The sequence below is a fragment of the Roseovarius sp. THAF27 genome, assembly GCF_009363655.1.
GTDB lineage: Bacteria > Pseudomonadota > Alphaproteobacteria > Rhodobacterales > Rhodobacteraceae > Roseovarius.
Genome location: NZ_CP045393.1, coordinates 2,798,060 through 2,818,343, shown reverse-complemented (window position 1 = coordinate 2,818,343; position 20,284 = coordinate 2,798,060). Strand labels below are relative to the sequence as shown.

21 protein-coding genes are annotated in these 20,284 nt (G+C 66.6%); 16 read left to right on the top strand and 5 right to left on the bottom strand.

The features are described from left to right. Positions 1–2: 2 nt before the first annotated feature. The 3 genes from FIU89_RS14180 to crtA are packed head-to-tail and all read right to left on the bottom strand — an operon-like array spanning position 3 to position 3,423. Positions 3–1,673 (bottom strand): magnesium chelatase subunit D, encoded by a 1,671-nt coding sequence (locus FIU89_RS14180; protein ID WP_152493200.1) that lies wholly within the window; start codon positions 1,671–1,673, stop codon positions 3–5. Continuing rightward, positions 1,670–2,674 carry a magnesium chelatase ATPase subunit I gene (gene bchI / locus FIU89_RS14175; protein ID WP_152493199.1) on the bottom strand — a complete coding sequence of 335 codons (1,005 nt, stop codon included), beginning with the start codon at positions 2,672–2,674 and terminating at the stop codon, positions 1,670–1,672. The genes FIU89_RS14180 and bchI overlap by 4 nt, the downstream gene beginning before the upstream one ends. Beyond that, positions 2,671–3,423 carry a spheroidene monooxygenase gene (gene crtA / locus FIU89_RS14170; RefSeq protein ID WP_152493198.1) on the bottom strand — a complete coding sequence of 251 codons (753 nt, stop codon included), beginning with the start codon at positions 3,421–3,423 and terminating at the stop codon, positions 2,671–2,673. Before crtA ends, bchI begins: the two co-directional genes overlap by 4 nt. A 100-nt stretch (positions 3,424–3,523) precedes the next feature. Between crtA and FIU89_RS14165 the strand changes: the two genes are divergently transcribed. From FIU89_RS14165 to FIU89_RS14150, 4 genes are read left to right on the top strand one after another with little or no spacing between them, the layout of a single operon-like run. After that, positions 3,524–5,077 carry a phytoene desaturase gene (locus FIU89_RS14165; RefSeq protein ID WP_152493197.1) on the top strand — a complete coding sequence of 518 codons (1,554 nt, stop codon included), beginning with the start codon at positions 3,524–3,526 and terminating at the stop codon, positions 5,075–5,077. Continuing rightward, positions 5,074–6,132 (top strand): 15-cis-phytoene synthase, encoded by a 1,059-nt coding sequence (gene crtB / locus FIU89_RS14160; RefSeq protein WP_152493196.1) that lies wholly within the window; start codon positions 5,074–5,076, stop codon positions 6,130–6,132. The genes FIU89_RS14165 and crtB overlap by 4 nt, the downstream gene beginning before the upstream one ends. Continuing rightward, complete coding sequence (locus tag FIU89_RS14155) at positions 6,129–6,605, top strand: TspO/MBR family protein (RefSeq protein ID WP_152493195.1); 477 nt, start codon at positions 6,129–6,131, stop codon at positions 6,603–6,605. Before crtB ends, FIU89_RS14155 begins: the two co-directional genes overlap by 4 nt. Positions 6,606–6,656: 51 nt before the next feature. After that, positions 6,657–7,688, top strand: a complete 1,032-nt coding sequence (locus tag FIU89_RS14150) for a sodium:calcium antiporter (RefSeq protein ID WP_152493194.1) — start codon at positions 6,657–6,659, stop codon at positions 7,686–7,688. A gap of 57 nt (positions 7,689–7,745) precedes the next feature. On the opposite strand, the gene crtC is transcribed toward FIU89_RS14150, so the two are convergent. Beyond that, positions 7,746–8,624 carry a carotenoid 1,2-hydratase gene (gene crtC, locus FIU89_RS14145; protein ID WP_302849013.1) on the bottom strand — a complete coding sequence of 293 codons (879 nt, stop codon included), beginning with the start codon at positions 8,622–8,624 and terminating at the stop codon, positions 7,746–7,748. Then, the gene (gene crtD, locus FIU89_RS14140; protein ID WP_152493193.1) at positions 8,621–10,168 is read right to left on the bottom strand and encodes a 1-hydroxycarotenoid 3,4-desaturase CrtD; all 1,548 of its coding nucleotides are present in this window, start codon (positions 10,166–10,168) and stop codon (positions 8,621–8,623) included. The genes crtC and crtD overlap by 4 nt, the downstream gene beginning before the upstream one ends. A gap of 96 nt (positions 10,169–10,264) precedes the next feature. Between crtD and FIU89_RS14135 the strand changes: the two genes are divergently transcribed. From FIU89_RS14135 to pufM, 12 genes are all read left to right on the top strand, one after another. After that, on the top strand, positions 10,265–11,134 hold the full coding sequence (locus FIU89_RS14135) for a polyprenyl synthetase family protein (RefSeq protein WP_152493192.1): 870 nt from the start codon (positions 10,265–10,267) through the stop codon (positions 11,132–11,134). A 123-nt stretch (positions 11,135–11,257) separates the two neighbouring features. Then, complete coding sequence (locus tag FIU89_RS14130) at positions 11,258–12,271, top strand: methyltransferase (RefSeq protein ID WP_368373264.1); 1,014 nt, start codon at positions 11,258–11,260, stop codon at positions 12,269–12,271. A 145-nt stretch (positions 12,272–12,416) separates the two neighbouring features. Next, positions 12,417–13,358: a chlorophyll synthesis pathway protein BchC gene (bchC, locus tag FIU89_RS14125; RefSeq protein WP_152493190.1), complete on the top strand. Its 942-nt coding sequence runs from the start codon at positions 12,417–12,419 to the stop codon at positions 13,356–13,358. After that, a complete protein-coding gene (locus FIU89_RS14120; protein ID WP_152493189.1) occupies positions 13,355–14,359 on the top strand; it encodes a chlorophyllide a reductase iron protein subunit X in 1,005 nt (334 codons plus the stop codon). Before bchC ends, FIU89_RS14120 begins: the two co-directional genes overlap by 4 nt. Then, positions 14,346–14,480, top strand: coding sequence for a hypothetical protein (locus FIU89_RS22835; protein WP_302848993.1), 135 nt, complete (start codon positions 14,346–14,348; stop codon positions 14,478–14,480). Before FIU89_RS14120 ends, FIU89_RS22835 begins: the two co-directional genes overlap by 14 nt. After that, positions 14,477–16,039: a chlorophyllide a reductase subunit Y gene (bchY, locus tag FIU89_RS14115; RefSeq protein WP_152493188.1), complete on the top strand. Its 1,563-nt coding sequence runs from the start codon at positions 14,477–14,479 to the stop codon at positions 16,037–16,039. Before FIU89_RS22835 ends, bchY begins: the two co-directional genes overlap by 4 nt. Before the next feature lie 124 nt (positions 16,040–16,163). After that, positions 16,164–17,660, top strand: coding sequence for a chlorophyllide a reductase subunit Z (gene bchZ / locus FIU89_RS14110; RefSeq protein ID WP_152493187.1), 1,497 nt, complete (start codon positions 16,164–16,166; stop codon positions 17,658–17,660). Further along, positions 17,653–17,877, top strand: a complete 225-nt coding sequence (gene pufQ, locus FIU89_RS14105) for a cytochrome PufQ (protein WP_057794646.1) — start codon at positions 17,653–17,655, stop codon at positions 17,875–17,877. The genes bchZ and pufQ overlap by 8 nt, the downstream gene beginning before the upstream one ends. Before the next feature lie 133 nt (positions 17,878–18,010). After that, positions 18,011–18,160, top strand: a complete 150-nt coding sequence (gene pufB, locus FIU89_RS14100) for a light-harvesting antenna LH1, beta subunit (protein WP_057794645.1) — start codon at positions 18,011–18,013, stop codon at positions 18,158–18,160. Positions 18,161–18,173: 13 nt separating this feature from the next. Beyond that, a complete protein-coding gene (gene pufA, locus FIU89_RS14095) occupies positions 18,174–18,341 on the top strand; it encodes a light-harvesting antenna LH1, alpha subunit (RefSeq protein ID WP_152493186.1) in 168 nt (55 codons plus the stop codon). A 110-nt stretch (positions 18,342–18,451) separates the two neighbouring features. Beyond that, on the top strand, positions 18,452–19,291 hold the full coding sequence (gene pufL / locus FIU89_RS14090; RefSeq protein ID WP_152493185.1) for a photosynthetic reaction center subunit L: 840 nt from the start codon (positions 18,452–18,454) through the stop codon (positions 19,289–19,291). Positions 19,292–19,294: 3 nt separating this feature from the next. Further along, positions 19,295–20,281: a photosynthetic reaction center subunit M gene (gene pufM, locus FIU89_RS14085; protein ID WP_152493184.1), complete on the top strand. Its 987-nt coding sequence runs from the start codon at positions 19,295–19,297 to the stop codon at positions 20,279–20,281. Positions 20,282–20,284: the final 3 nt, after the last annotated feature.

The following is a 20,284-nucleotide window of genomic DNA, read 5'->3' as shown; positions in this document are numbered from 1 at the left end:
CTTTACGCCTCGAGCGCCGAGGTGACGGCGGTGCTTATTCCGTGGGCGTCGGCGCGGGGCAGGGCGAGATAGCGCGCGCCCAGAGCGGCGGCGATGGTGCGGGCCGTGTCGGTGGGGCGGTTGGAGGTGTCGACCAGCACGCCGGAGAGGCCTTGCCCGCGCAGGCTGACGGCGAGGCGGGTGGCGTCGTCGTTCGCGGTGGCGCGGTTGGGGTCGCCGGAGAGCGGGATGTTGGCGCGGCCGTCCGTCAGCAGGACCAGCATGGGCGTGAGGCCACGGCCGCGGGCCAGCTGTGCGAGGTCGCCCGCGGCCATCAGGCCAGAGGCGAGGGGCGTGCCGCCGCCGCCGGGCAGCGAGGCAAGGCGGCGTTTGGCCTGTACCAGCGAGCGGGTTGGCGGCAGGAGCGTTTCGGTGCCGGTGCCGCGGAAGGCCAGAAGGGCGACCTGATCGCGGCGGGCATAGGCCTGGGCCAGCATGAGTTCCACCGCGCCTTTCGCTTCGGCCAGGCGGGCGACGGCGGCGGAGCCGGAGGCGTCGACGGTGAAGATGAGCAGGCGGTCGGAGCGGTCCTCGAACCGTTTGATGCGGATGTCCGAGGGCAGGATGACCAGCGCGCGGTCGGCGTTGCGTCCGGTTTTGCGGAGGGTCTGCCACGGGGCGGCAGCGCGGAGCGTGGCGATCGGGTCGATCCGGGATTGGGCCGAGGGGCGGCCCGGGCGCGAGGGCAGGGGGCGGCCCCGACGGTTGCCGCGGCGGCCGTCGCCCGCGCCGCTGCCTGCCGCATTGGCGGGGCGGGTGGATTTGGCGGCGAGGCGGTCGAGAATGTCGGGCGGCAGCAGGGCGGCGATGGCGGAGACGAGGATGTCGTCGGGCAGGTCGGTGAGGGATTGGTCGCCGTTGGTGTCGGACGCATCGGACTGGTCCGGTTCCGGCGTCTCAGGCGGTGTTTCCTCTTCCGCCTCGGCAGGCATCACCGTTGCGCGGGAGGGAAAGACCAGTTCCGCGGCTTCCTGAAGCTGGGCGTCGCTGACCGTCATCTCGGCGTCGAGCGCGGCGAGGGCGCGGGCGGCGCGCAGGGCGAGGCTGGGCGCGCGCAAGCTGTGGATGCCGAAGCGGGCGGCGAGGGTGACGAGCAGGGGCAGGGCGTCGTCGGACACTTGCACGCGGGGCAGGCGCTTGCGGGCCGAATCCAGATCGGCGGCGGCGGGCAGACGGACGGGGGCAGCGGCCTCGGTCGGCTCGATGTGGAAGGCGAGGCGGTCGAGCAGGGTTTGCGGCGCGCCTTCGTCCGCGCTGGCGGATTCGTCGAGCAAGATGAGGGCGTGGCCGTGATCGGCGTCGAGCAGCTGCGCGAGGCGGGCGGCGAGGCCGGGGGGCGTGCGTTCGGCCATTGTAAGGGTAAGAGTGGAGGGCTGGTCGGCGAGGCCCGCGTCGCGCGCCGGGCGGCCTTCGGCCAGCGAGGCGGCGATGTTGAGGCCGCCGAAAAGCTGGTCGTCGGTGATAGCGGGGTGAATGCGGTGCTGGGCGCCGGGCAGTTTGCGCAGAGCGGTTTCAAACGCCTGCCGGGCGGGGCCCATGCGGGCGCGGAACGTCAGGCCCTTGAGGCCGCCGGGATCAACTGCAAGGGCCGCGAGGGCGCGCTGGGTGCGGGCGGTGTCGGCCTCGGCGGTCATCCGAAGGTTTCGGCGACGGTGCGGGTGACGCGGGTGGTGGAGCCGGCCTCGTCCAGCGGGTCGCGGCGCAGGCGGTGGCTGAGTGCCAGGGGGGCCACGGCGGCGAGATGATCGCGGGTGATCGCGGCGTCGCCTTCATAGGCGGCGAGGGCGCGGGCGGCGCGCAGCAGGGTCAGCTCGCCGCGCAGGCCGTCGGCGCCGAGGGCCACGGCCAGGGTCGCGCAGTCGCGCAGGATGGCGTCGGTCGCTTCGAGTTTGCGGAGTGCGGTGCGTCCGGCGAGGATGGCGTCGCGGATTTTCGCATCCTCGGGCTGCCACGTGGCGACGAAACTTTCGCGGTCCATGTCGAAGGCGTCGCGGCGGCGGACGACCTCGATCCGTTCGTCGATGTCGGTGGGCGAGGCGACCTCGACCGAAAGGCCGAAACGGTCGAGAAGCTGCGGGCGCAGCTCGCCCTCTTCGGGGTTGCCGGAGCCGACCAGAACGAAGCGGGCGGGGTGGCGGATGGAGAGGCCTTCGCGCTCGACGGCGTTGACGCCGGACTGGGCAACGTCGAGCAACAGATCGACGATGTGATCCTCGAGCAGGTTGACCTCGTCGATATAGAGATAGCCGCGATTGGCGCGGGCGAGAAGGCCTGGCTCGAAGGCCTTCTCGCCCTTGGTGAGCGCGCGTTCGATGTCAAGCGCGCCGGTGACGCGGTCCTCGGTGACGCCCAGGGGCAGGTCGACGACGGGGGTGGGGCGTTCAACCAGGTTGGTGTCGGGCACGGTGGCCCAGTCGGGGCAGTCCTCGGGGCGCTCGGAATTGACCGGGCAGCCTTTGACGGCGGTGATGGGCGGCAGGAGGGCCGCGAGGGCGCGGACGGCGGTGGACTTGCCTGTGCCGCGGTCGCCAAAGACAAGCACGCCGCCCAGGCCCGGGTCGATGGCGGTCAGGATCAGCGCCTGTTTCATGGTGTCCTGTCCGACGATGGCGGAGAACGGAAAGGCGAGGCTCATGCGCCGACCCCCAGGTGTTGAAGTGGTTTGGCGCCCTGCCATGTGCCGCGTTCCGCGACGACGTTGAACCGGGCGTAGAGTTCTTCGCGGAACCAGTTGCCGTCACGCACGGCCTTGATGGCGCGGGCGTGGGGGCCGTCGTGGCGGGCGAAGGCGGCCATGCCCGCGGTGTCGGGCCAGACCGAGAAGGTGACCTGGTGCAGGAGCGGCACCTCGCCGATGCCGATCTTGAAGGCAACGTTGGTATCGGCGCCGATGACGGTGCTGATGTCGGGCACGTGGCGCCAGAACCTGAGCGCCACAAGGGGCTTGATCGTGGCGCGGGTGAGGGCGGCGACGGGGCCGGTGTCTGCCGTTCCCTCGGGTTCGAAAGGGGTCCTGCCGGACCAGGCGCCGCGCACGGAGGTGGCTTGCATGAAGAGAGTATAGCATTCGATGGCGCGGCGGGCGTAGCGGCGGAAGATCGGCGCCTCGGCGGTCTGGCGCTGCGCGGTGGCAAGGTCGGGCCAGGTGGCGAGAATGGCATAGACGCCGGTGTTGGGTTTCGGCGTGAAGCCTTCGCCGGTGCCAGAGCCGCACAGCTTCCAGAAGCCGATGCCGGGGACGCGCGCCAGCGCGGGACGCGCAAGGCCCATCATGGTAAAGGCCCAGAGCCTGGAGAGGCCCGGTGCAAAACGGAAAAAGCTGAGGCTGACGATTTGGATGACCCTGTCCCCCTTCGGCCAATGCGTGCGGTTCGGCAGTCCCATTCATGCCAATCGCGACGTCCGGTTGTCCAGCGCGTTCCGGCCCATAAAAGAACTTCACTCGGCGATTGTCAACTTAACTTGACACATGTAGTCTGCAGGTATGTTGACACGTCTTGACCCCGCACTTCGTGAGCAGGCCGAGAGGGCGCTGAGGCCGCGCGCGGTGGTGATCGGCGCGGGGCTGGGCGGGCTGGCGTCGGCCATGCGGCTGGGCGCTAAAGGCTATCGCGTGACGGTGCTGGACCGGCTGGACAGCCCCGGCGGGCGCGGGTCGAGTATCTGGAGAAACGATCATCGGTTCGATCTGGGGCCGACCATCGTGACGGTGCCGCAGATGTTCGAGGAGCTTTGGGCGGCCTGCGGGCGGCGGTTTCGCGATGACGTGGATTTGCGTCCGCTTGATCCGTTTTATGAGATTCGCTGGCCTGACGGCAGCACGTTTACCGCGCGTCAGGATACCAACGCGATGCGAGCCGAGGTGGCGCGGCTGAGCCCCGGCGATGCGCAGGGCTATGAGCGGTTCCTTAAGGACAGTGAACGGCGCTATGCGTTCGGGTTCGAAGATCTGGGGCGGCGGCCGATGCACCGGCTGCGGGACCTTTTGAACGCCTTGCCCGCCTTCGGGCTGCTGCGGGCGGATCGGTCGGTTTATGCCCATGCGGCGAAGCGGTTCGGGGATGAACGCCTGCGGATGGCGTTTTCGTTCCATCCGCTGTTCATCGGGGGCGATCCGTTCAACGTGACGTCGATGTATATTCTTGTCAGTCACCTGGAAAAGGAATTCGGTGTGCATTACGCCATGGGCGGCGTCGACGCGATTGCCCGCGCCATGGCGAATGTCGTGGCCGACCAGGGCGGTCTGGTGCGGCAGGGCGCGGAGGTGGACGAGATCGTGGTGCGCGACGGCCGTGCGGCGGGCGTGCGCCTGACAGGCGGCGAGCTGGTCGAGGCCGATGTGGTCGTGTCGAATGCTGATGCCGGGCACACCTATGACCGGCTGATGCGCAACGTGAAGAAACGGCGCTGGACCGCGCCCAAGTTGAGGCGGTCGCGCTGGTCGATGGGGTTGTTTGTGTGGTATTTTGGCACGAAGGGCACGCGCGGGAAATGGGCCGATGCGGGGCATCACACGATCTTGAACGGGCCGCGTTACAAGGGGCTGGTCGAGGATATCTTTCTGAAGGGCAAGCTGGCCGAGGACATGAGCCTTTACGTGCACCGGCCCACGGTGACGGACCCGAGCGCCGCGCCGGATGGGGATGACACGTTCTATGCGCTGAGCCCGGTGCCGCATCTGGGGTTCGACGATCCGGTCGACTGGGGCGCGATGGCTGAGACCTATCGCCGAAAGGTGCAGGCGGTTCTGGAAGAGCAGTTGTTACCGGGGCTGGGGGATCTCCTGACCGCGTCGGAAGTATTCACGCCCGAGACGTTCCGGGACAGGTACCTGAGCCCGCATGGGGCGGGCTTTTCGCTGGAGCCGCGGATTTTTCAGAGCGCCTGGTTCCGGCCGCATAACGTGAGCGAGGAAGTGGCGGGGCTTTATCTTGTCGGCGCGGGGACGCATCCCGGTGCGGGGCTGCCGGGCGTGGTGTCGAGTGCCGAGGTGCTGGGCAAGCTGGTGCCGGATGCCGACGAGGTGCGGGTGAGATGAGATTGAAGCGAACCGAAGCCGCCGACATGGCGCATTGCCGCGAGGCGATCCGGGATGGGTCGCGGTCGTTCCATGCGGCCTCGAAACTGTTGCCGCGGCGCGTGCGCGATCCGGCGCTGGCGCTTTACGCGTTCTGCCGGTTGGCGGACGACTCGGTGGACCTGCATTCCGAGAAGGCCGAGGCGGTGGCACGGCTGCACGAACGGCTGGACCTGGCCTATCGCGGAGTGCCGCGGAATGCGCCTGCGGACCGGGCCTTTGCCGCCATGGTGGCGCGGTTCGACATGCCGCGCGAATTGCCTGAGGCGCTTTTGGAGGGCCTCGCGTGGGACGCGGAGGGCCGGCGGTATGACAGCTTGTCGGAGTTGCGGGCCTATTCGGCGCGCGTGGCCTCGGCGGTGGGCGCGATGATGTGCGTGCTGATGGAGATGCGCGAGGCCGACGGGCTGGCGCGAGCTTGCGACCTCGGCGTGGCGATGCAGCTGACGAATATTGCCCGCGACGTGGGCGAGGACGCCCGCGAAGGGCGGCTGTACCTGCCGCGCGACTGGATGGAAGACGAGGGGTTGGACGAGGCGGCGTTTCTGGCCAACCCGCAGATGTCGCCGGCGTTGCACCGGGTGGTCGCGCGGCTGTTGCGCGAGGCAGAAGGGCTATATGCCCGGTCCGAGGCGGGGGTGGCGACGCTGCCCGTGAGTGCCCGGCCCGGGATTTTTGCTGCGCGGTATATCTATGCCGGGATCGGGCGGCAGTTGCGGCGGTTGGGGCACGACTCGATCACGCATCGGGCGCGCACGACAGGCGCGCAGAAGCTGGGCTGGCTGATACTGGCAAGCCTGCGGGCGGGCGGCACGATGATGATGCCGCGCTCGGCCGTGCTGCACGCGCGGCCCTTGCCCGAAGTGTCCTATCTGGTTGAGGCGGCGGCGGAGCGACCGGCCCCGGGGCGCAACTGGAGCGAGGCGCTGTGTTCCACCATGGCGACGCTGAAGGCGCGGGACCGGGACGATCCGGCCTTGCCGGTCTCGGGGAGGCACGCTAGATCGAGATCATGATCTGGCTTTGCTTTGCAATCTTTCTTGCGGCCTGCTTTGCGGCGGGTGCGACGGGGGCTTTGTTCCCGCCGGGCAAATGGTATGAGGACCTCAACAAGCCGACATGGACGCCGCCTAATTGGCTGTTCCCGGTGGCGTGGACGACGCTTTACCTGCTGATCGCCGGTGCGGGCGCACGGGTGGCGGTGAGCCCTGACAACTCGGTGGCGATGGCGCTTTGGGCGTTGCAGATCGCGCTGAATGCTTTGTGGACGCCGGTATTTTTCGGGCTGCAACGGATCCGGCTGGGGCTGGTGGTGCTGGTTTTCCTGTGGATCGCGGTGTTCTGGGGCACAATCGAGCTGTGGCAGGTGGATTGGCTGGCCGGGCTGATGTTCGTGCCTTACTTCGCCTGGGTGAGCGTGGCCGGCGCGCTGAACCTGTCGGTGATGCGGCTCAATCCCGAAGTGGTGCGGGCCGAGGCGCGGCGCTGAAATTTCCAAGCGGCAACGGAACTTGCCGCAAAGCTGCGCGGTTGAGGCGTCATGCTGTCTGATCTTTCCCTGACCGCCAACCTGATCGTCTTTGCCGTGGCGGCACTGGTCATTCTGGTGGCGGGCACGAAGATGACGGGTATGGCCGACCGGATCGCGGACCGCACCGGACTGGGCGAGGCGGTCACGGGCGGCTTGTTGCTGGGCGCGGCGACGTCGCTGTCGGGCACTGTGGTTTCCATCACATCGGCACTTGACGGTAGGGCGAGCCTGGCGTTTTCCAACGGGGTTGGCGGGATCGCGGCGCAGACGGCGTTTCTGGCGCTGGCCGATCTGATCTATCGCCGCGCGAACCTGGAACATGCCGCGGCGGACGTGGCCAACCTGTTTCAGAGCACCTTGCTGATGCTGATGATGGTGGTGCCGCTGGCGGCGTTCGTCATGCCCGAGATGGCGTTCTGGTCGGTGCATCCGGCCTCGGTCGTGCTGGTTGGCATCTACCTTTTCGGCGCCTATGCCAGTGTCGGGGTGCGGCAAAGTCCGATGTGGCGGGCGGTGGACACGCAGGAGACGCGCGATGACCAGCCCGAGGACGATGAGGACGCGCAGAAAAGCGCGGTATCGCTTCTGGTGCCGTTCGCGGCGCTGATGGTGCTGCTGGGGCTGGCCGGCTATGCGATTGCGCGCTCGGCCGGGGCGCTGACCGAACAGCTGGGTCTGTCGTCGGCGCTGGTCGGCGCGTTGATGACCGCCGTGGTGACGTCGTTGCCTGAGCTGGTGACCACGCTGGCGGCGGTAAGGCGCGGGGCGTTGCAGCTGGCCGTGGGCGGGATCATCGGGGGCAACACGTTCGACGTGCTGTTCCTGACCCTGTCGGACATCAGCTATCGCGACGGATCGCTGTATCATGCGATCGGCACGGGCGACCTTTTCTGGGTCGTGGTCGGGCTGGCGATGACCGCCGTGCTGTTGATCGGGCTGATCCTGCGCGAAGAGTCGGGCCCAGCAAACATGGGGTGGGAGAGCCTGACGATGCTGGGGATCTACGGCGGGGCCGTGGGGTTTCAGGCGTGGAGCGGGTAGCGGTGCCGATTTCTTGAGAAGAAATCGGACCGAAATCTTTTCAAGATTTCGACTGCGTCAGGTGTCGGGGAAGCGCCAGCGCGTCCGGCGTGGCACGCGGACGGCCAGCATTGGTTTCAGGAATGGCGAGCGGAACCGCTTGAGATCGAGCGCCTCGTGCACGCCGGTGGTCTGTTCGCCGTCGATCACGCTGCGCACGGCGGCGCGGGCGTAGAAAGGCGCGTCGAGCATGGGTTGCACTTGCGTCGGGGTGTGGCCCGGGTCTGCGCGGCCTTCGCGGTAGAGGCCCCAGGCGGTGCGCTTCATGCGGGTATTCGGCGGAGGCGTCACGATCCGGGCGTCGCCTTGTTCATCGAAGCGGATGCCGAGGCCCAGCTGCGAGCCGTCGAGGCGAGTGGCGTCGTAGAAGCAGGTGCTGCCCGTCCCGGTCGGGAAGCGGCCCCAGGTCCAGTAGGTGAAGTCCTGCTCCAGCGCGCGGGTGCCGAAATTGGCGTCGAAATAGCCGTGGCCGTCCCATTGCCAGCCGGGCGCGTCGAGATCGACCTCGATCTGCGCGGTGGGGGCGAAGGGGCGCCAGACATGGGCGCCGTCGGGCGTGAGCGATAGTTCGACATTTGTCATCGCGGAGGGGGTGACGGTGACGCGACCCCTTACGCGGGAGATCATCGGCGGGGCGCCGATCTCGTCGATGTCGATGACGAGACGGCCGTTTGTCCAGTGCAGCGAAGACGGTCCCACGGTAAAGCTGTCCGCCGTCTGGCGCAGGGCGCTGCTGCCCCGGTCGGTCATGGTGAAGCGCCCGCCGGGGCCGTAGGTGGCGACGTTGATGCAGACATGGTTGTCCGGGTTGCGCCGCCCGGACCAAGCGTACCAGGGCGAGAAAACCGAGCCGATGAAGGCGATGATCGAGATGGCGCGACCGCCGCCGTCTTTCAGGCCGTCGACATACCACCATGCGTAGCCGTTGGGCGGGACGGCGAGATTGAAGTTGGGTCCGTCAGTATCGCCTCGGCCGCATGCCTGCCGGAGAGGGCCGCCAACGGCACCCCCGCCCCCGGATGGACCCCGCCGCCCGTCAAATAGAGGCCCTTGACCGGCGTCCGGGCCGTCGGGCGCTGGAAGGCCGCCATCGTGCCATGCGGGCTTTGCCCGTAGAGGGATCCGCTGCTCTCGGGAAACAGTCGGTCGAAGCCCGGGGGCGTTGTCAGCGCGTCCGGCCCCGGCAGCGGATCGAAGTCGAGGCCAAAACGGGCCAGCGTCCGGAAGGTGCGTGTCTGACATGCGGTGAACTCCTCTGGGCCTTGCGGCTCCTGCAGGGATGGGGCGTTGGCGATGATCTCGAAGCGTTCGAGGGTTGGCGGGGCCGCGGGCAGGCCGCGATCCATGGCGCAGACATAGAGCGTGGGATCGGGGATGCGGCGGCCCTGCATCAGCGCGTCGAACTCCGGCTTGGGATCGGCGCGGAAGAAGACGTTGTGATGGGCGAGGTCCGGGCCGGACGGCCTGGCCGCGAAGGCCCAGACCTCGGCCGAGAAGCTGCGGGGGATTTCGGCGTTTTGCGGTGCGACGCTCTCGAGGCCGGGACCGAGCGCGCCGGTGGCCAGCGCGCGCGGGTCGCCGTTGAAGACGACCACGTCGGCGGGCAGGAAGGCGCCGCCCTGAAGGGTGACGCCGATGGCGCGGCCTTTCTCGGTGAGGATGCGGTCGACATGGGTGTCGTAGAGGAATTCGCCGCCGTGGGCCGTGATGGTGTCGGCCAGGGCCTGCGCCAGCCGATGCAGTCCGCCCTCGACCACCCAGACGCCCGAAACCTCGGCCTGCCAGATCAGCGCCAGAAGGGCGGGCACGTGGTAGGGGGAGCCGCCGACATAGGTGGCGTAGCGGCCGAAAAGCTGAACGAGGCGCGGATCGCTGAAGCTGGAGTCTAGAAGTTGCGCGAGGGTCTTGTTGGGGGCCATCTGGCGGATCAGGTGCGGATGGCGCAGCACGTGGGAGGTGAGGGCCGCGAGCGTCGGTTCGGGCGACTGCATAACAGGGGCGTCGAAACCTTCGAAAAGGGCGCGGGCGCGGTCGGAGAATTTGCGCATCTGCCGGCCCGCGCGCGCCCCGGCGAAGGCGGCCACGGCCTTGATGTTGGCATCGGGGTCGTCGAAGAGATCGAGCGTGCTGCCATCGGGCCAGAAATGCCGGGCGAGGAGGTGTTGCCGGTGCAGGGTGACGTGATCCGTCAGCCGGGTGCCGAGAGCGGCGAAGAGATCCTCGAACACCGGGCGCATGGTCAGCACGGTCGGGCCGGCGTCGACCGGACCGGCGGCGGAGGGCATTGTGCGCATCTTGCCGCCGGGGTGACCGTGGCGCTCCAACACGGTGACGCGCAGCCCTGCGCCCGAGAGACGCGCGGCAGTGGCAAGCCCGCCGATCCCAGCACCGATGATGACGGCGTGGGGCGCGCTGGTGTCCGGAACGCGAGACCTTGTCATGTAAGGGATTGTTGACTCGAAACCCCAAAGTGTCCAGTATAGTTTACATAATATATGTCGTTATGACGTGACATACGGCCTGACAAGGAGCGACCCATGCCCCTCTCGCAGCGAATTGACGCCGCCGTTCTGCGCGCGCTGGACATGACGCAGGGGAAGGAGGCTCCGGCGCAGCTCGGCGAGGCATTGAGATATGCTTGCCTGCCGGGCGGGGCGCGCATACGGCCGACGATCCTGATGTCGGTGGCGCAGGCCTGTGGCGACGATGCGCCCGCGCTCAGCGATGCGGCGGCGGCGGCACTGGAGGTGATCCATTGCGCCAGCCTGGTGCATGACGATCTGCCCTGTTTCGACGATGCCGACCTGCGGCGCGGCAAGCCGTCGGTGCACAAGGCCCATTCTCAGCCGCTGGCCGTGCTGACCGGCGACAGCCTGATCATCCTGGCCTTCGACGTACTGGCTCGCGCGGCCGAGGCGGAGCCATTGCGCGGTGTGCGCCTGATACAGACGTTGGCAAGGCGCACCGGGATGCCCGGCGGCATCTGCGCGGGCCAGGGCTGGGAAAGCGAGCCGGAGGTGGACCTGGAGGCCTATCACCGCTCGAAGACAGCGGCGTTGTTCATCGCGGCGACGGAAATGGGGGCGGTTTCCGCCGGCCATGATGCGGAGCCGTGGGGTGACCTTGGGGCGTTGATCGGTGAGGCATTCCAAGTGGCAGACGATCTGCGCGACGCGGTTCTGGACGAGAAAAGCCTGGGCAAGCCCGTGGGGCAGGATGACCTGCACGGAAGGCCCAACGCGGTGGCGGCCTATGGGGTCGAGGGCGCGGTCGCGCGGCTGAAGGACATCCTGGCAGGAGCGATCGCGTCGATCCCATCCTGTCCGGGCGAGGCGGCGCTGGCCGAGATGGTGCGTCGGCAGGCGCAGGCCATCATGCCGAAGATGCCCGCCGGTTACCGGGTCTAGCGGCCCATGGCGGTGCGGGACCCCGAGATGCGGTCACGTGCCGGACTCTCGGGCTGGCTGAACCGTCTGATAGCACGGCCGCGATTTCAGAGTATCGCAGGCGCATTGCCTTTCGGACGCGGCATGGCGCGCCGGGAGGGGGCCGGGATCTTCGATCTGCTTCAGGGTTTCGTGGCAAGCCAGGTCCTGACGGCGCTGGTCGACACCGGCATTCTCCGGGCCTTGCTGGACGGGCCGCGCAGCGCCGAGGCGCTGGGGTTTCGCCATGATGTGCCCGCCGACCGGATGGATCAGCTGTTGCGAGCGGGCGCTGCGCTGGGCCTGCTGAAGCGGCGGCGCGACGGGGCTTATGCGCTGGCCCGGAAGGGGGCGGCGATATTGGGCGTGCCGGGGTTGGAGAACATGATCCGGCACAATGCCGAGCTCTATGCCGACATGGCCGACCCGATGGCGCTGTTGCGCGGGCAGGGGGAGACGCGGCTTGCGCGGTTCTGGCCCTACGTGTTCGGCGCCGAGGGCGAGGTCGCGCCGGAGGTGGCGGACAGGTATTCGGCGCTGATGGCCGAAAGCCAGGTTCTGGTGGCCCGCGACACGCTGAAGATGCTGCCCATCAAGGGCGCGCGGACGGTGATGGACGTGGGCGGCGGATCGGGCGTGTTCCTGGCCGAGGTCTTGCGGCGAAACAAGGCCGCGCGGGGGATCCTGTTCGATCTGCCCGAGGTAATGCCGCAGGCCAGGGGTCGATTGAGCGAACCAGGCTTGACGGATCGGGTTGCGCTGCAGGGCGGCAGCTTCCGGGACGGCCCCTTGCCGCGGGGGGCGGACACGATCTGTCTGATCCGCGTGCTTTACGATCATGCGGACGACACGGTCGAGGATTTGCTGGGCAAGGCGTATGCCGCCTTGCCGCCGGGCGGATGGCTGATCGTTTCAGAGCCGATGTCGGGCGGCGATGCGCCCGAGCGGGCGGGCGACGTCTATTTCGCGTTCTACACGATGGCGATGGGCACCGGGCGCGTGCGGTCGCAGGCGCGGATTGCCGAGATGTGCAGCAGGGCGGGATTCGAGGGCATCGTTACGCCGAAGCCCATCCGCCCGTTCATCACAACGGCGCTGGCCTGCCGCAAGCCGGGCTGATCCGGCAGAGCGGTGACAGGCAGGCGATTCGCTGTAAAGTGTAAAGTTTAGTTGACACAAACTGATGTCCGAATAGACTGACATACAACCGGATCGCGCCCTGCGTCGGCGCGACTCACACAATAACCGGGGGGAGTTCAGACAGTTGGAGACGCGTGCCGTATTCCTGAATGGTCCGAAAGACCTGCACCTGGACACGCTGCCGCTCAAGCAGCTGCGCCCTGCGGATATCGTCGTGGACATTGCCCATTCGGGGATCTCGACCGGCACGGAAAAACTGTTCTGGACCGGTGAGATGCCGCCTTTTCCGGGGTCTGGCTATCCGCTGGTGCCGGGATACGAGGCCGCGGGCGAAGTTGTCGAGGCCGGGCCGGAAAGCGGCTTCAGGACAGGCGAGACCGTGTTCGTGCCGGGGGCGGATTGCTTTGACGGTGCATTCGGACTGTTCGGCGGTGCTGCGAGCCTGCTGGTGACGCCGGCCCAGAGAGTGACGAGAATCGATTCGACACTGGGCGCCGAGGGCGCCTTGCTGGCGTTGGCCGCCACGGCGCGGCACGCGATGGCCGGACTGGACAAGCGTGTGCCCGAATTGATCGTCGGGCATGGCGTGCTGGGCCGCCTTCTGGCGCGGCTGACGATCGCCGCCGGTGCACCAGCGCCCGTGGTCTGGGAAACCGACCCGGCCCGGCGCGGCGGTGCCGAGGGCTACGAGGTGATCGCACCGGAGGCGGACGAACGCCGCGACTATTGTGCGATCTACGATGCCTCGGGCAATGCGAGCATTCTGAACGACCTGATCGGACGGCTGACGAAAGGCGGCGAGATCGTGCTGGCAGGGTTCTATCCCGGCGGTCTGAGCTTTGCCTTTCCGCCCGCCTTCATGCGCGAGGCGCGGTTGCGTATCGCCGCGGAATGGGCGCGCGAGGACCTCGCCGCCGTGGGCGCTCTGCTGGACAGCGGCGCGCTGAGCCTGGGTGGGCTGATCACTCATAACGCTCCGGCCGAGCAGGCCGAGGGCGCGTACAGGACGGCCTTTGAAGAGACGTCGTGCCTGAAAATGATACTCAACTGGAAGGACGCAGCGTGAAAGACGACATCCCGAATCTGAAGGATTTCGACAAACGCCTGCGGGACGAGGCGGGCGAGGAGCCCACGCTTGAAGTGCCGCAGGGCGAACCCACCAGCAAGACGCAGATCATCGCGATCTATGGCAAGGGGGGGATCGGCAAGTCGTTCACCCTGGCCAACCTGAGCCACATGATGGCCGAACAGGGCAAGCGCGTGCTGCTGATCGGGTGCGACCCGAAATCGGACACGACCAGCCTGCTGTTCGGTGGCAAGGCGTGCCCGACCATTATCGAGACCTCGACCAAGAAGAACCTCGCTGGCGAGCAGGTGAAGATCGGCGACGTGTGTTTCAAGCGGGGCGGTGTGTTTGCCATGGAGCTGGGCGGCCCGGAAGTGGGCCGCGGCTGTGGCGGGCGTGGGATCATCCACGGGTTCGAACTGCTGGAGAAGCTGGGCTTCCATGACTGGGATTTCGACTATGTCCTGCTGGACTTCCTGGGTGACGTGGTGTGCGGAGGCTTCGGCCTGCCGATTGCCCGTGACATGGCGCAGAAGGTGATTTTGGTGGCGTCGAACGACCTGCAATCGCTTTACGTGGCCAACAACGTGTGCTCGGCGGTGGAGTATTTCCGCAAGCTGGGCGGCAACGTCGGCGTCGCGGGGCTGGTGGTCAACAAGGACGACCATTCGGGCGAGGCGCAGGCCTTTGCCAAGGCGGTGGATATCCCCGTGCTGGCCGCGATCCCGCAGGATGACGATTTGCGCAAGAAATCGGCGAATTACCAGATCGTCGGTACCGAAAAGAGCCAGTGGGGCAGCCTCTTTGCCGGGCTGGCCGAGGCCGTGGGTGCGGCCCCGCCGGTGCGGCCCGCGCCGCTGGACCAGGACGGTCTGCTGGCGCTCTTCGATGGGTCTGACACCGGCGAGGGCGTCACGCTGGAGCCTGCGACGGACGAGGACATGCGCGGCAAGAATGCTGCGCCGAAAGAAAGCCTGGAGGTGGTCTATGACGACGCCTGACCCCACCCGGGCACAGCAGTTGATCCGGGCCTGCCGGATGGTCGCCGAGGCGCGGCCCGAGCAGATCGCCCGGTTGTTGAAGGATATCGCGGCCCAAGGCGGGTCGGAAAGGGCTCTATGAGCGATGAAGTCACATATGACGATGCCGGCAAGGCCGAGGTCATTCGCGGCAAGGCGCGCGAATACGCGCCGGAGCTGACGAGCGATTCCGGTCTGGGCTGTCATTCCGGTAACGAGATGAAGAAAGCCGCGCGCATGGCCGGGCAGAGCGATCTGCTGGACCAATATGCACGCGACTATCCGCAAGGTCCGCACGACAAGCCGCAAAGCATGTGTCCCGCTTTCGGCAGCTTGCGTGTGGGCCTGCGGATGAAACGCGTGGCGACCGTGCTGAGCGGATCGGCCTGTTGTGTGTATGGGCTGACCTTCGTGAGCCATTTCTACGGCGCGCGCCGGTCGGTGGGCTATGTGCCGTTCAATTCCGAAACATTGGTCACGGGCAAGCTGTTCGAGGATATCCGCGATTCTGTGCATGAACTGGCCGATCCGGACCGGTTCGATGCGGTCGTGGTGACCAACCTGTGCGTGCCGACGGCCAGTGGCGTGCCGCTGCGGCTGTTGCCGAAGGAAATCAACGGCGTGCGGATCGTCGGGATCGACGTGCCGGGCTTCGGCATTCCGACCCATGCAGAGGCCAAGGATGTGCTGGCCGGCGCGATGCTGAACTACGCGCGGCAAGAGATCGAGGCCGGGCCGGTTGCTGCCCCTGATGGGGGCGTCTCCGACAGGCCGACCGTGACCTTGCTGGGTGAGATGTTCCCCGCCGATCCGGTGATGATCGGGCAGATGCTGGCGCCGATGGGGCTGGCCGCCGGGCCGGTCGTGCCGTGCCGCGAGTGGCGGGAGCTTTATGCGGCGCTGGATTGCGGCGCGGTGGCGGCGATCCATCCGTTCTATACCGCCGCCGTGCGGGAATTCGAGGCCGCCGGGCGGCCCGTCGTGGGTTCCGCGCCCGTGGGACGGGACGGCGCGGCGGCGTGGTTGAGCGCGATTGGCGATGCCTTCGGCGTGGCCGCCGACAAGGTGGCGCAGGCGCAAAACGCGTTTCTGCCCGCGATCGAGGCCGCGCTGGGCGCCAAGAAGATTGACGGGACAATCACGCTGTCAGGCTATGAAGGCAGTGAGTTGCTGGTCGCGCGCCTACTGATCGAGAGCGGGGCGGATGTGCCTTACGTGGGCACCGCTTGTGCCAAGAGCCCGTGGTCGGCGGAGGATGCCGCCTGGCTGGAAAGCAAAGGCACCAAGGTGCACTATCGCGCGTCGCTGGAAGACGATTGCGCGGCGATGGAAGCCGTCAAGCCGGACTTGGCCATCGGGACAACGCCGGTGGTGCAGAAGGCCAAGGAACTGGGCGTTCCGGGGCTTTACTTTACAAACCTGATTTCCGCGCGTCCCCTGATGGGGCCGGCCGGGGCCGGAAGCCTCGCGGAGGTGGTCAATGCGGCCATCGCCAACAAGGGGCGGATGGACCGGATGCGCGAATTCTTCGAGGGCGTGGGGACCGGCGATACCGCCGGGGTCTGGGAAGGCCAGCCCAATGTGCGCGAGGATTTCCGGGCGACGAACCTCAAGAAGCTGGAAAAGCAGCAGAGGGCGGCGAAGGCCGCACAAATGATATGACGGCGAGATATGCACATACTTCGCCGTCCCGTGGAGCATTGCGGGATCGGTCGGCGGGGTGGAACCCCGCCCTACGCCCGAGATGTAGGGTGGGGTTCAACCCCACCATGCGCGGAGGTACCTCATGCTGATCCAGGATCATGATCGCGCGGGTGGATACTGGGGGGCGGTTTATGCCTTCTGCGCCGTCAAGGGATTGCAGGTGGTGATCGATGGCCCGGTGGGCTGCGAGAACCTTCCAGTGACCTCGGTGCTGCACTATACCGATGCGTTGCCGCCGCATGAACTGCCCATCGTGGTAACGGGCCTTGGCGAGGAAGAGCTGGGCCGGGAAGGGACCGAAGGCGCGATGAAGCGGGCCTGGGGCACGCTCGATCCGGCACTGCCGGCGGTCGTGGTCACCGGCTCCATCGCCGAGATGATCGGCGGGGGCGTGACGCCGCAGGGCACCAACATCCAGCGCTTTCTGCCGCGCACCATCGACGAGGACCAGTGGGAAGCCGCCGACCGGGCGATGACCTGGATCTTCACCGAGTTCGGGATGACCAAGGGCCGGATGCCGCCCGAGAAGAAGCGCGCAGAGGATGCGAAGCCGCGGATCAATATCCTGGGGCCGATGTATGGCACGTTCAACATGCCTTCGGACCTGGCCGAGATCCGTCGGCTGGTCGAGGGGATCGGGGCCGAGGTCAACATGGTGATGCCGCTGGGCGCGCACCTGGCCGAGATGCGGGACCTTGTGAATGCCGATGTGAACATCTGCATGTATCGCGAGTTCGGGCGTGGCCTGTGCGAGGTGCTGGACAAGCCGTACCTGCAAGCGCCGATCGGCATCGACAGCACCACGAAATTCCTGCGCAAGCTGGGCGAATTGCTGGAGCTGGACGCCGAGCCCTTCATCGAGCGCGAGAAGCATTCGACGATCAAGCCGGTGTGGGACCTGTGGCGGTCGGTGACGCAGGATTTCTTTGCCACGGCCAGCTTTGGCATCGTGGCGAACGAGACCTATGCGCGGGGCATCCGCAATTTCCTGGAAAACGACATGGGGCTGCCCTGCGGGTTCGCGGTGGCGCGCTGTGCGGGGACCAAGACCAACAACGAGGAAGTGCGGTCACTGGTCCATACCAAGCGCCCGCTGATCCTGATGGGGTCGATCAACGAAAAGATGTACTTGGCCGAGATGAGCGCGGGGCACGGGCCGAAGCCGGCCTTCATCCCGGCGAGTTTTCCGGGCGCCGCGATCCGGCGCGCCACGGGCACGCCCTTCATGGGGTATGCCGGGGCGACCTACCTGATCCAGGAAGTGTGCAACGGGCTATTCGATGCGCTGTTCCACATCCTGCCGCTGGGGTCCGAGATGGATGCAGGGTCTGCCACGCCGACGCCGTTGCGCCGGGATTTCCCGTGGGATGCCGATGCGCAGGCCGAGCTGAACCGGATCGTGGAAAGCCACCCGGTGCTGACCAGAATTTCCGCCGCCAAGACGCTGCGCGATGCCGCCGAGGAGGCCGCCCTGAGAGAGGGTGCCGAGCGGGTCGTGCTGGAAACCGTACAAGCCCTTTCGCCCGCGGCCAAAGTTGCCGCGGCAGATGTCCAAGAGGAGGACAACAACCATGACTGACATGACGTCCAACCCGCCGAGACGCAGCACCACGGGACGCCGCAGAACCGCGGAATTCTGGGTGTATTTCACGCTGATCTTCTTTTGCGCGGTGCCGTTCACGACGTTCCGCTGGGTCCGCGATATCGCGGAGCGCCACACGCTGAACGTACGCGGCCCGCTGGCGCGCGCCTGGTCCGAAGCGGACCGGATCACGCCGCTGATTTTCTCGGTCTGAGGCATCATGCCCCGACCGAAACCCGAGCTGTATCCGCCCGACTGGGCGAGCAGACCTTCAAGGGCCCGCAAGGCCCTTGAGGAACCCGGCCGCGGGGTTCGCGGCGTCAGCATAACGTTCCGGAGGAAAGTTCATGGCTGATAACACCGACCTGTCCTTTACAGGTCTTACCGACGAGCAAGCCCAGGAGTTGCATTCGGTGTACATGAGCGGCCTTACGCTCTTCACACTGGTTGCGGTTATCGCGCACATCGCGACGTACATCTGGGCGCCTTGGTTCTGAGGAAGGAAAGAAAATGTCGAAGTTCTACAAGATCTGGCTCATTTTCGATCCGCGCCGCGTGTTCGTAGCACAAGGCGTATTCCTGTTCCTGTTGGCCGTCATGATCCACCTGGTGGTTCTGTCGAACGGCGTCAACTGGTTCGAGAATGCAGCAGCGTCCCGCGCTGCGGCGTCCGAGTGATCCAAGGCAATCGTCAAACCTCGTTGCGGGCGGGTCCGCCCGCCCGCAACAAACCGAACGAAGAGTGACGGCCGGGCAGGACTGGCCGGCCGAAAACGCGGAGAGAAACAATGGCGTTGCTCAGCTTTGAGAGAAAATACCGGGTCCGCGGGGGGACACTGATCGGAGGCGACCTATTCGACTTCTGGGTCGGTCCGTTCTACGTGGGCTTTTTCGGCGTGCTGGGCGCGTTCTTTGCGCTTCTTGGCACGATCCTGATCTTCTGGGGAGCGGCCCACCAGGGCACATGGAACCCCTGGCTGATCAACATCGCGCCGCCCGACCTGTCCTACGGCCTGGGCGCGGCGCCGTTGATGGAGGGCGGTCTGTGGCAGATCATCACGATCTGCGCGATCGGCGCCTTCTGCAGCTGGGCCCTGCGAGAGGTCGAGATCTGCCGCAAGCTGGGCATCGGGTATCACGTGCCTTTCGCCTTCAGCGTCGCGATCTTCGCATATGTCACGCTGGTGGTGTTCCGCCCCGTCCTGATGGGCGCGTGGGGACACGGGTTCCCCTACGGCATCTTCAGTCACCTCGACTGGGTCAGCAACACCGGCTACGCGTACCTGCATTTCCATTACAACCCGGCGCACATGCTGGCGGTGACGTTCTTCTTCACCACCACGCTGGCCCTGGCGCTGCATGGCGGTCTGATCCTGTCGGCGGCCAATCCCGAGAAGGGCGAGGTCATGAAGACGCCGGATCACGAGGACACGTTTTTCCGGGATTTCATCGGCTATTCGGTCGGCACGCTGGGCATCCACCGCGTCGGACTGCTGCTGGCGCTGAACGCGGGCTTCTGGTCGGCGGTCTGCATCATCATCAGTGGTCCGGTCTGGACCAAGGGCTGGCCCGAATGGTGGAACTGGTGGCTCGAACTGCCGATCTGGCCATCGCAGATGGGGATATAAGACATGATCGAGTATCAGAACATATTCACGCAGGTCCAGGTCCGGGGAAATCCCGAATGGGGCATGGACAACGACAACCACATGATGGACGAGCGGGCGTTCAAGCCGCGGTTCAGCAACCTGGTGGGCTGGCTGGGCAACGCGCAGATCGGGCCGATCTACCTAGGCTGGACAGGACTTGTCAGCGCGGTCACCTTCATCCTGGCGCTCAACATCGTCGGCTTCAACATGCTGGCGCAGGTCAACTGGTCGATCCCGGAATTCCTGCGCCAAGGCTTCTGGCTGGCGCTGGAGCCGCCGGGGCCGGAACATGGCCTGTCCATCCCGCCGCTGAATGACGGGGGCTGGTTCATCATCGCCAGCTTCCTGCTGCTGGTCAGTGTCATGACATGGCTTATCCGCAGCTACCTCTTGGCGGCGCAGCACAAGATGGGCAAGCACGTCTTCTGGGCCTTCGCGAGTGCGATTTGGCTGATGCTGGTGCTGAACCTGTTCCGTCCGATCCTGATGGGATCGTGGAGCGAGGCGGTGCCTTACGGCATCTTCCCGCACCTCGACTGGACCACGGCGTTCTCGATCCGGTACGGCAACCTTTACTACAACCCGTTCCATTGCCTGAGCATCGTGTTCCTGTACGGCTCGACGCTCTTGTTCGCCATGCACGGCGCGACCATCCTGGCCGTCACGCGCTATGGCGGCGACCGGGAGCTGGAGCAGATCGTCGACCGGGGCACGGCCACGGAGCGAGCCGCGCTTTTCTGGCGCTGGACCATGGGCTTCAACGCCACGATGGAAGGCATCCACCGCTGGGCGTGGTGGTTCGCGGTCCTGACGCCGGTGACCGGCGGGATCGGCATTCTGCTGACAGGTACGGTCGTGGACAACTGGTTCATCTGGGCACAGGAGCACAATTTCGCACCGGCTTACGATGGCTCTTACGGCTACGAGGCTTACGGGTCTTACGAAGCCTTCATCGGCAAGGAGGACTGAGCC

Coding starts and splice junctions, on each gene's coding strand:
- FIU89_RS14180 (WP_152493200.1), bottom strand. CDS start 1,673: ATGACCGCCGAGGCCGACACCGCCCGCACCCAGCGCGCCCTCGCGGCC.
- bchI (WP_152493199.1), bottom strand. CDS start 2,674: ATGAGCCTCGCCTTTCCGTTCTCCGCCATCGTCGGACAGGACACCATG.
- crtA (WP_152493198.1), bottom strand. CDS start 3,423: ATGGGACTGCCGAACCGCACGCATTGGCCGAAGGGGGACAGGGTCATC.
- FIU89_RS14165 (WP_152493197.1), top strand. CDS start 3,524: ATGTTGACACGTCTTGACCCCGCACTTCGTGAGCAGGCCGAGAGGGCG.
- crtB (WP_152493196.1), top strand. CDS start 5,074: ATGAGATTGAAGCGAACCGAAGCCGCCGACATGGCGCATTGCCGCGAG.
- FIU89_RS14155 (WP_152493195.1), top strand. CDS start 6,129: ATGATCTGGCTTTGCTTTGCAATCTTTCTTGCGGCCTGCTTTGCGGCG.
- FIU89_RS14150 (WP_152493194.1), top strand. CDS start 6,657: ATGCTGTCTGATCTTTCCCTGACCGCCAACCTGATCGTCTTTGCCGTG.
- crtD (WP_152493193.1), bottom strand. CDS start 10,168: ATGACAAGGTCTCGCGTTCCGGACACCAGCGCGCCCCACGCCGTCATC.
- FIU89_RS14135 (WP_152493192.1), top strand. CDS start 10,265: ATGCCCCTCTCGCAGCGAATTGACGCCGCCGTTCTGCGCGCGCTGGAC.
- FIU89_RS14130 (WP_368373264.1), top strand. CDS start 11,258: ATGGCGCGCCGGGAGGGGGCCGGGATCTTCGATCTGCTTCAGGGTTTC.
- FIU89_RS22835 (WP_302848993.1), top strand. CDS start 14,346: ATGACGACGCCTGACCCCACCCGGGCACAGCAGTTGATCCGGGCCTGC.
- bchY (WP_152493188.1), top strand. CDS start 14,477: ATGAGCGATGAAGTCACATATGACGATGCCGGCAAGGCCGAGGTCATT.
- bchZ (WP_152493187.1), top strand. CDS start 16,164: ATGCTGATCCAGGATCATGATCGCGCGGGTGGATACTGGGGGGCGGTT.
- pufQ (WP_057794646.1), top strand. CDS start 17,653: ATGACTGACATGACGTCCAACCCGCCGAGACGCAGCACCACGGGACGC.
- pufB (WP_057794645.1), top strand. CDS start 18,011: ATGGCTGATAACACCGACCTGTCCTTTACAGGTCTTACCGACGAGCAA.
- pufA (WP_152493186.1), top strand. CDS start 18,174: ATGTCGAAGTTCTACAAGATCTGGCTCATTTTCGATCCGCGCCGCGTG.
- pufL (WP_152493185.1), top strand. CDS start 18,452: ATGGCGTTGCTCAGCTTTGAGAGAAAATACCGGGTCCGCGGGGGGACA.
- pufM (WP_152493184.1), top strand. CDS start 19,295: ATGATCGAGTATCAGAACATATTCACGCAGGTCCAGGTCCGGGGAAAT.